The 8,567-nt window shown below is 71.4% G+C and carries 7 protein-coding genes and 1 pseudogene; 2 read left to right on the top strand and 6 right to left on the bottom strand.

Annotated elements, in window-relative coordinates:
- Positions 1-186: 186 nt before the first annotated feature.
- From ACWD3D_RS28775 to ACWD3D_RS28755, 5 genes are all read right to left on the bottom strand, one after another.
- Positions 187-480, bottom strand: coding sequence for a DUF3027 domain-containing protein (locus ACWD3D_RS28775; RefSeq protein WP_451463700.1), 294 nt, complete (start codon positions 478-480; stop codon positions 187-189).
- 443 nt (positions 481-923) lie between these two features.
- On the bottom strand, positions 924-2,237 hold the full coding sequence (locus ACWD3D_RS28770; protein ID WP_451463699.1) for a pectate lyase: 1,314 nt from the start codon (positions 2,235-2,237) through the stop codon (positions 924-926).
- A gap of 266 nt (positions 2,238-2,503) precedes the next feature.
- A complete protein-coding gene (locus ACWD3D_RS28765; protein ID WP_451463698.1) occupies positions 2,504-3,730 on the bottom strand; it encodes an FUSC family protein in 1,227 nt (408 codons plus the stop codon).
- 127 nt (positions 3,731-3,857) lie between these two features.
- Positions 3,858-4,787 carry a DUF6807 domain-containing protein gene (locus ACWD3D_RS28760; RefSeq protein WP_451463697.1) on the bottom strand — a complete coding sequence of 310 codons (930 nt, stop codon included), beginning with the start codon at positions 4,785-4,787 and terminating at the stop codon, positions 3,858-3,860.
- Positions 4,784-5,992 (bottom strand): Gfo/Idh/MocA family protein, encoded by a 1,209-nt coding sequence (locus tag ACWD3D_RS28755; protein WP_451463696.1) that lies wholly within the window; start codon positions 5,990-5,992, stop codon positions 4,784-4,786. The genes ACWD3D_RS28760 and ACWD3D_RS28755 overlap by 4 nt, the downstream gene beginning before the upstream one ends.
- Positions 5,993-6,257: 265 nt before the next feature.
- Here ACWD3D_RS28755 and ACWD3D_RS28750 point away from each other — a divergent pair, with 265 nt between their 5' ends.
- Together ACWD3D_RS28750 and ACWD3D_RS28745 are read left to right on the top strand one after the other, a co-directional pair.
- Positions 6,258-6,548: a DUF2087 domain-containing protein gene (locus tag ACWD3D_RS28750; protein WP_451463695.1), complete on the top strand. Its 291-nt coding sequence runs from the start codon at positions 6,258-6,260 to the stop codon at positions 6,546-6,548.
- Between the two features lie 97 nt (positions 6,549-6,645).
- A complete protein-coding gene (locus tag ACWD3D_RS28745; RefSeq protein ID WP_451463694.1) occupies positions 6,646-7,941 on the top strand; it encodes an alpha/beta fold hydrolase in 1,296 nt (431 codons plus the stop codon).
- An 81-nt stretch (positions 7,942-8,022) separates the two neighbouring features.
- Here the strand turns inward: ACWD3D_RS28745 and ACWD3D_RS28740 are convergent.
- Positions 8,023-8,567 (bottom strand): annotated as a pseudogene (locus ACWD3D_RS28740) (questin oxidase family protein); the annotation flags it as partial.

The raw sequence follows: 8,567 nt of genomic DNA, 5'->3' as shown, positions 1-8,567 counted from the left end.
ATGACCGCCGGCTCATGGCTCAACCGGATCGCGGCCCGATCCACCGCCCGCTGGTCCGACGCGAATTGTCAGACACGGCCGCCCGGCGCCGCATGGTCCGCCGCCACATCGTCCGGCGGGAGAATCGCGCCGTCGACGTCACGCCTCCGCTCACTCCGGGCAGAGCCGGCACTGCTCGACCGGCCGCTACCCGAACGACCCGTCGGCTCGACCGGCGAAGCTCTCGCAACCGTCGTGTTCGAACCGAACTCGCCCGTCGAAAGACGAGCCGGGGTTGCCGCACGCCCCGTAGTCCCGGCCGAGCTGCCCGCTCAACGCGATCCAGAAGCGGCATCCTCCGCACTGGGTGTCGTACCACTCGTCCAGGTAGTCGGGCTGCGCCGACGAGCGGTTCAACGACGCTCGCCACCGCGCATGACATCGATCGTTGTGATCTTGATCGTCACCTGTCCACGGCGCGTTCTCGGCCACTGTCGACATCTCCCCCGCTCGATTCGATGCCGTCAGCCCGGCACTCGCCAGTCACCCGCTCACCGAAAAACCAAGGCGAAGGTTCTCTGGTCCAGCCCTCGCCGACCGGCTCCGCATGCGTCGGTCGCTGGAACGGCCGACTGTCGGACGCCGAGTGCTGGTCGAACGGCAGCCGCTCGGGTCGGGTGTCGGTCGCGTGCTACTCCGAGGTCGTCGGCACGCCGACCGTACGCCGGATCGATCCTTGTCCACCATGGAGTTCGGCCGGAGGCGTCGGCATCGTGGGCGGTGCGCTCACTCGGTGCCGTAGCAGGTGGTTCCGACGAGGCTTCCCGAAGGCCGCCGCGGAACGCCACGAGGTCCGGCGGGCGGCTGCGAACGGCCCGAAGGGGCGGCGCGTGGCACGCGCCGCCCCTCCGTCCTGCCGTGCTCCGGCTCCCGCCGGTGCCGGCTCAGTCCACGTAGGTGATGGAGGAGGAGCTGTAGATGCAGTACGTGCCATCGGCGCCCGAACCGGTCTCGGACGGCTCTCCGCTCGTCACCCCCTTGTACTTCTTGCAGATGTCGATGTCGCGGTCCGCGTCGTCGTAGATCGTGACGCCCGAGATCTTGGCCGTGTCCCCGTAGTTGGTGTTGATGCCCACCACGGACGTGCCCGGCGCGGTGATCCAGACGTTCGAGATCTCGACGTGGCGGCCGTACTGCGTCGAGCAGTTGCCGCAGGAGCGGTACAGCTTGCCGAAGTCGTCGACCTGGAAGTTCTTGATGACGACCGTGCCGGCGCCGTTGTGCTGGAAGACCTTGTCGTCCGCCAGCCGAGCGCCGCCGCCGTCGACCGTGGCAACCTGCGAGGAGGAGCTGCCGCGGAAGGTCGCGGCGTCCTCGCCCACGTCCTCCCACCAGACGTTCTTGAGCGTGCAGGCACCGGCGCAGTGGACGCCGTCGGCGGCGGGGGAGCCGAGGATGACGTTCTGCAGGGTGGCGCCGGCGGCCAGTTCGAACATCGCCGGCTGGTCCTCGTCCTGGCCGTCGCTGCCCAGGTCACCGGTTCCGTAGAAGCGCTTCAGGCTGCCGTCGTAGGTGCCGGACACCTGGATGCTGGCCGAGACGGCCTGGCTCCCGGTGGCGGTCGGCCAGGAGGGCTTCGACCCCGAGCTGGGCGGCGTGGTGGTGGGAGGGGTCGTCGTCGGCGGGTCGGTCGGGGTCGTGGTCGACCCGGCCGCGGTGAACGTCCAGCGCTTGCTGGTCACCGAGTCGCAGGAGTTCTGCTGGACCAGGGTGCCGGCGCTGGTGGCGGAGTCCTTGGTGTTGAGGCACTTGCCGCCATTGCTGTTGACGACCTGGTAGATGCTTCCGCTGACCTGGGTGAGAGTCCACACCTGGGTTGCCGCGCCGCTGCAGGTCTGCTGTTCCACGGCCTTGCCGGCGCTGGTGGAAGCGTCCTTCACGCCGGCGCACTTACCGCTGTGCGAGGCGATCAGGGTGTAGCCGCTGCCCGAGGCCGTGAGCTTCCAGGTCTGCGCCGCGGTGCCCGCGCAGTTGTTCTGGGTGAGCTGGGTGCCGACGGAGGTGCTGGCGCCCGGGACTTCCAGACACAGTCCGCTGCCGGCGTTCTTCAGGGTGTACGAACCGGCTGCGGGTGCGGCCGAGGCCGAGCCGGTGGCGAACAGGGCGGTGAGTGTCGCCGCTATCAGTGCGGCGACCGCGAGGAACGAGGCGGCTGCCCTGCCGCCCCGCCTTCTGGCATGCTGATTCTCCGTGCGCATTCGAGGGTCCTTTCACCGCCTGCGGCGTCCTCCGCAGGCACCAGGAAGTGTTGGTGCGGTGGTAAAGGCAAGCTCTCGGTCGGGAAAGTGCGAGGAACGGCGTTCGTTCTTCTGAACCGAGTTCTTGTATGCGAACGCCGGTGACGGTACGTCAACCGGAATCGGCGGTCAATGGGTTGCGCGCGAACCGATACGAAGGGCCCCGGGGCCGTCGCCCCGCGCCGGTGGGCGAGCCGGAACCGGCGCGGAGGGACCGGGAACGGACCTCAGGACTCCTTGGCCGGCCGTCGCCGCGCGCCGTTGCCGCTCAGCCTCCGCCTCAGCCTGCGCAGCAGGGGGTGGCGCTCGTGCAGTTCCGCCGACCGGCGGTCGAGCTCCTCACCGAGCCGCTCCGTGCGCTTGTCGATGTCGAGCTCGTCGAGCACGCGGTCCACCTCGGCCAGCAACGCCCCGTGCAGCTGCCACTGCCGGGGGTGCTCCTGCACGTCCTCCAGCAGCAGATCGGCGACCCGGTCGCGCGTCTCGCGGCCGCGCGTCAGTGCCTCGGCGAGGCGGTCCTCGGCCTGCTCGCCGCCGGCCGCGAGCGGCGAGGTGATCAGCCGGGCGAACGCCTCGATCGCCTCGGCCATCCGGTCGAAGAGTTCCGTGAGTCCCTGGCCCACGTCCTCGGGAAACATCGTCTCCTCGGTGCGCTGCTTGGCCAGGTCCGTCAGGGTCCGGGTCAGCACGCGCAGCACGACCGCGCAGATCTCCAACGTGTCGAGACCGGTACGCAGGACGACACGGTTCAGCAGCCCCTGGCGCACCCTCGGGTTGAGCATGAGACTTTCCTCGGCCTGCCGCAGCGAGGCGTCCACCTCCACGATGTCGTGGTCGAGACGCCGGGCCTCGTGCAGCCGTGCGGCCGCCTCCGTCACGGGGATGTGGCCACCGATCTCCTGGCCCATGGCACGCAGCATCGAGCCCATCCGGGTGGCCAGTCCCTCGATGGAGGCGCCGGCCGTCTCCACCCACACCGGTGGCGCGAAAAAGAGGTTGAAGAGCAGCCCGACCCCCGCACCGATCAAGGTCTCCAGGATCCGGTCCCAGGCGGTGTCGGCGACCTGGGAGACGCCCAGTACGAGCATCGCGCTGATCGCGACCTCGGGGACGAACTCGTTGACCCGTACGACCCGGCCGATCAGCAGGGCGGTGAAGATCGTCAGCCCCAGGCTCCACCAGTTCAGTCCCACCAGCGCGCTGAAACCGATCGCGATGAGGACACCGACGATCACCGAGTTGACTCTGCGGATGCCGGTGGTCAGGGTCGCGTAGAGGGTCACCTGCACGACCAGCAGCGCCGTCAGCGGAGCGGTCAGCGGCGCCGGCTGAGGCAGCGTCGCCTGCGCCACGGAGAACGCGATGACGGCCGCTGCCGTGGAACGCAGGGTCTGTACGGCCGCCGGTTCGGTGGTGCGCCGGACAAGTTCGAGTACGGGTGCGGAAACAGACATTCCTACAAACTGCCCCGAAGATCGCCTTCGCAGCACCCCTGCTTCCAGGTGCCACCGTACGGACGCAAGCCGGCCCGCGCCGGTCCCCGCCCGGGCGATCCGGGCCCGGTGAGGACCGGCGCGCCTCCTACCAGGCCATCCGGCCCAGACCGTCCTCGATCCGGTCCCGGTCCCAGGCGCCGTCCGCGATCAGGACCCGGTAGCGCCGCGTGAGGGACAGGCCGGGATCGAGCACCAGCTCCTCGTGGAACGCGAACGACGGTGCCATGCCCGCGTAGGAGTCGTTGCGCACGAACCAGTGCGCCGGATGCTCCCCGCCCGCGCCGGTGTGGTCGTTCTCGGGGGCGTGGGCCATGACGACCGTGGCGTGGCCGTCGAAGCCGTCGTGCTCCCCGGTGTACGCGAGCCAGTCGGACTGCCGCCCCATCAGCCCCGGTCCCTCGCCCTCGGCGGAGAGTATCCGGCCGCCTCGGAAGGCACGCGGTCCGCGCCAGAACAGCCCGGTGTACCCGGCGCCGGCCCGCCCGTGCGTCGCCGGACTGCCGAACCGCAGAGGCTCCGCACGCCGGTTGGTCACCACGCTGGACCACGTCAGGGCCCAGCTCCCGGCCGCCGGGTCGATGTCGTGCACCTCCACCCGCCGCACCTCGTCGGCCCAGTGCTCGCCGGAGTACGGATGCCAGGTCAGCCGTTCCACGAGGGTGATCCGGTCCTCCCGCGCGGAGATCTCGTCGAACCCGGCGTGCGCCATCGAGCCGACCCGTTCGGGCAGCGGCCGGTAACCCTCGCCGTGCACGTAGGAGTTGCCGCCCCATAGGTTCTGGCCCGACAGGTGCGAGGCGGTCATCTGGAGCCCTTTGTGCCAGCGGTGGTCGTTGGGTCGGTAGTCGGTGACCGTACGGCCCGCGAGCGTGCGCAGCGGATGGATGTACGGCTTCGGCGCCTCCCAGGCGGCCTCGGCCCGGTAGACGTACCGCAGCAGCTCCACCCCGGTGGAGCCGACGGAGACACGGACGTCGTCGCCGTGCCGGTGGACGAGTACGGGCTTCGCGGTCATGCGATGGTCTCCGGCGTGGTGTTCGTGGTGTTCGTAGCGCTCGTGGTCCCGGTCCCGGTCCCGGTCCCGGTTCCGGTTCCGGTCCCGGGCGCCCAGCCCGGCGCGTCGCCGTGCAGGGCGCGGTAGTACGGATCGTCCGGCCCGATGTCGCCCGCCCGGACGGAAGCCCCGGTGAAGGCTGCCTTGTAGAGCGCGGTGACCAGCTCCAGGCTTTTGCGGCCGTCCGCCCCGCTGCCGCGCGGTCTGCGCCCGGCCCGCAGGTCGACGAGCAGACCGCGCAGTTGGGCCTCGTGCGAACTGGGCACGTCGGCGCCGAAATCCCGCCAGCCGGCCACCCGCCCTGGCGGTGTCCCGGGCACGGGAGTGATCCGCCAGTCCGCGTTGCGGTGCCCGTACAGATGGGTGAGCTCCACCGTCGCGTGCTCGCAGTCGATGCGGATACGGCTCACCTCGTCGGGACTCAGCACACTGTTCACGACCGTCGCCAGCGTGCCGCCGGCGAACCGCACCAGCGCGGTGGAGACGTCCTCCGTCTCGACGTCGTGCACCAGCCTTCCGGCCATCGCGCGGATCTCCTCCCACGGGCCGAGCAGATCGAGGAGCAGATCCATCTGGTGGATGCCGTGCCCCATCGCCGGGCCACCGCCCTCGCTGTCCCACCGCCCTCGCCAGGGCACCGCGTAGTACGCCTGGTCGCGGTACCAAGTGGTCTGGCAGTGGGCGACCAGCGGTCTGCCCAGCGCGCCGGACGAGAGCAGCCGCCGCACGTGGTCCGCCCCCGAGCCGAACCGGTGCTGGAAGACGATCGCCGCGTACGGGCCGCCGGACTCCGGGGCCTCGGCCGCCTCGATCGCGTCGAAGTCCGCCAGCGACGGACAGGGCGGTTTCTCGCACCACACCCAGGCACCGGCCCGCAGCGCGGCGACCGTCTGCTCCCGGTGGAAACGCGGCGGGGTGCACAGGACGACGAGGTCCGGGCGCCGCTCGGCCAGCATCACCGTCAGATCCGTGTAGGCGGCGGCGATACCGGCCTCCGCGCGGAACGCCTCGGCGGCGGTGGCATCGCGGTCGACCGCCGCGACGATCTCCAGCGGCTGCTCCGCCGCGAGTGCGACGAGCGCGGGCAGATGTCCGACCCGGGCGATGGCGCCCGTGCCGACGATCGCGACGCGCACCGGACGCGGAGGTGGGGCGGGAGTGGGCATGGCGGGACCCTCGGCTCGACGGAACGGTGCGCCCGCCGTATAGCAAGCGCTTTCTATGCCGAACCTAGGCGGCCCGCCGGGAGCCGGTCAAGAGCCGCGGTGTCGCGGTCGCCGGGGCCGTCGGGTGGCTCCCGGTGGCGCTCGGCGCACCGCTCGCGGGGCTTCCAGGGGCGCTTGGCGCACGGTATCGCCGCTGGTGAGCGGCGTGCACGCGGTGTGAAAACCGCGTTGCGCGCACGACGACGACGCTGCGACGCTGCCTTTCATGCCCGACAACGACACACACCCCGCCCACCATCTGGCGGACCTCTTCTCCCGGGGGCGGCTGAAGTCCGTCCCGCGTAAACCCGCCCGCCGGGGACCGCTGCTGGCCCACCTCGCCGAGACGCTCTTCCGGCCCGGACGCGACTACACGGAACGCGAGGTCAACGACGCGCTCCGGACGGTCCACGACGACGCGGCTGCCCTCCGTCGCTACCTGATCGAGGCGAGGTTGCTGACCCGGACCCGCGACGGCAGCACCTACCGGCGTGCGGGGGAGGGCTCCCTCGCCTGACGGCGGGCTCCGGGAGCGCCCGTGGCAGGGGCGGGAAGAGCCAGGGCGAGGCCGTGTGCTGAACTGTCCGGAATCCGAACGATTCAGGAGCAGCACTGTGAGCAGTTTCCGCCACCCGGGCGTCGTCTTCACGGACCGCAGGTTCACCGTCCCCCTCGACCACGCCGATCCCGAGGGCGAGCGGATCGAGGTCTTCGGCCGGGAGGCGGTCGCGTCGTCGAAGGCCGGCGAGGAGCTGCCCTGGCTGGTCTACCTGGAAGGCGGCCCGGGGTTCGGAGCGCGGCGGTTCATCGGTACGGAGGCGTGGCTCGGCCGGGCCCTCGAAGACTTCCGGGTACTCCTCCTCGACCAGCGGGGTACCGGACTCTCGACCCCGGCGAACCGGCAGACCCTGCCGATGCGCGGCGGACCCGCCGAACAGGCCACGTATCTGGGCCATTTCCGTTCCGACAACATCGTGCGGGACTGCGAACTGATCCGCGCGCAGCTCACCGGCGGGCGCCCCTGGACGGTTCTCGGCCAGTCCTTCGGCGGGTTCTGCGCCGTCCGCTACCTGTCGGCGGCCCCGGAGGGCCTGGCGGCCGTACTGATCACGGGCGGACTGCCGTCGCTCGACGCCCATGCGGACGAGGTGTACCGGGCGGCCTACCCACGCATCGAGCGGAAGGTCGCCGCCCACTACGCCCGTTACCCGCAGGACGTGGCGCGGGCACGTGAGATCGCCGCGTACCTCGCGTCGCACCGCGTCGAGTCCGCCGGCCACGAGCTGACGCCCGAGGGCTTCCAGTCGCTCGGCATCCTGCTCGGCGGCGGCCAGGGAAGCCACCAGCTCCACTACCTGCTGGAGAACGCCTTCGTCGCCACGCCGGACGGTCCCGCGCTCTCCGACGCCTTCCAGGAGGCTGTGCGCACCGCGAACTCCTTCGCCGGGCACCCGCTGTACGCCCTGATGCACGAGGCGATCTACGGACAGGGCGAGCGCGCCACCGCCTGGTCCGCCGAGCGGGTCCGCGCGGAATTCCCGCAGTTCGACGCCAATTCCGCACTCGCCGGCGACGGCCCGCTGCTCTTCACCGGTGAGAGCATCCACCCCTGGCACTTCGCCACCGACCCCGCGCTGCGCCCGCTGCGCGAGACCGCGGAGCTGCTGGCCGCCCGTACCGACTGGCCGGAGCTGTACGACATGGAGCGCCTCGCCGCCAACAAGGTCCCGGTCGTGGCGGCCGTCTACCACGACGACATGTACGTGGACACGGCCCACGCCCTCGCCACGGCATCGGGCATCCGCGGGCTGCGGACCTGGGTGACCGACGAGTTCGAGCACGACGGCCTGCGCGCGGGTGGACCCCGTGTACTGGACCGTCTGCTGGCCATGGTCCGCGACGACGTCTGAGCGAGCCCGTACCGGGGCGGAGACGAGAGGAAGGAACCTTCCGCCGGACCGCCTCGGCGCCGGAACGGGCCGGGGCGCGCTTCACTCCGGCGGTGTCAGCTCGATGGAGCGCCAAGCCGCCGCGAGGGCCGGCCGGTCGCCGAAGTCGAGGGCCGTGTCCGTCAGTTTGATCACGTGCTCGTCGCCGTGCGCCAGAGCCCGCTCGAAGACCTCTTCCGGGATGAAGGTGCCCGGCGGGGTGTACGCGACCGGCGCGTCCGGCGCGTACATGGCCGTCACCGCCGCGGAGGCCGTCCACGCGGCCCGCAGACTCGGCGGCCACAGGGCTTCCGGGAGCGCGGGCAGGGTGCGCAGGACGGCGTTGGGGGCCGTGGCGGCGTGCACCAGCATCGTCGCGTCGCCATGACCATGGGTGGCGTACCGATGGGTGGCAGCCCTCACCAGTTCGGTGAGGCGCTCGTACGCGTCGCCCGGTTCCCTCACGTCCGCCGCCCACACCGGCAGGGCCCCGACACGGTCGAGCCGGGCGGAGAAGCCGCCGTCCCGCACGCCGACGGGCGGCACCAGGTCCAGCGTGGCAGCCGCGCCGTCGCGTCCGGGCAGCTGGGCGAGGTCCGCGACGGGCC

This window comes from Streptomyces sp. NPDC002690, assembly GCF_053592415.1.
Note: the sequence above shows the minus strand (reverse complement) of the source record. Positions and strands in the feature narration are given on the sequence as shown.

Coding starts and splice junctions, on each gene's coding strand:
- ACWD3D_RS28765 (WP_451463698.1), bottom strand. CDS start 3,730: ATGTCTGTTTCCGCACCCGTACTCGAACTTGTCCGGCGCACCACCGAA.
- ACWD3D_RS28775 (WP_451463700.1), bottom strand. CDS start 480: ATGTCGACAGTGGCCGAGAACGCGCCGTGGACAGGTGACGATCAAGAT.
- ACWD3D_RS28755 (WP_451463696.1), bottom strand. CDS start 5,992: ATGCCCACTCCCGCCCCACCTCCGCGTCCGGTGCGCGTCGCGATCGTC.
- ACWD3D_RS28770 (WP_451463699.1), bottom strand. CDS start 2,237: ATGCGCACGGAGAATCAGCATGCCAGAAGGCGGGGCGGCAGGGCAGCC.
- ACWD3D_RS28760 (WP_451463697.1), bottom strand. CDS start 4,787: ATGACCGCGAAGCCCGTACTCGTCCACCGGCACGGCGACGACGTCCGT.
- ACWD3D_RS28750 (WP_451463695.1), top strand. CDS start 6,258: ATGCCCGACAACGACACACACCCCGCCCACCATCTGGCGGACCTCTTC.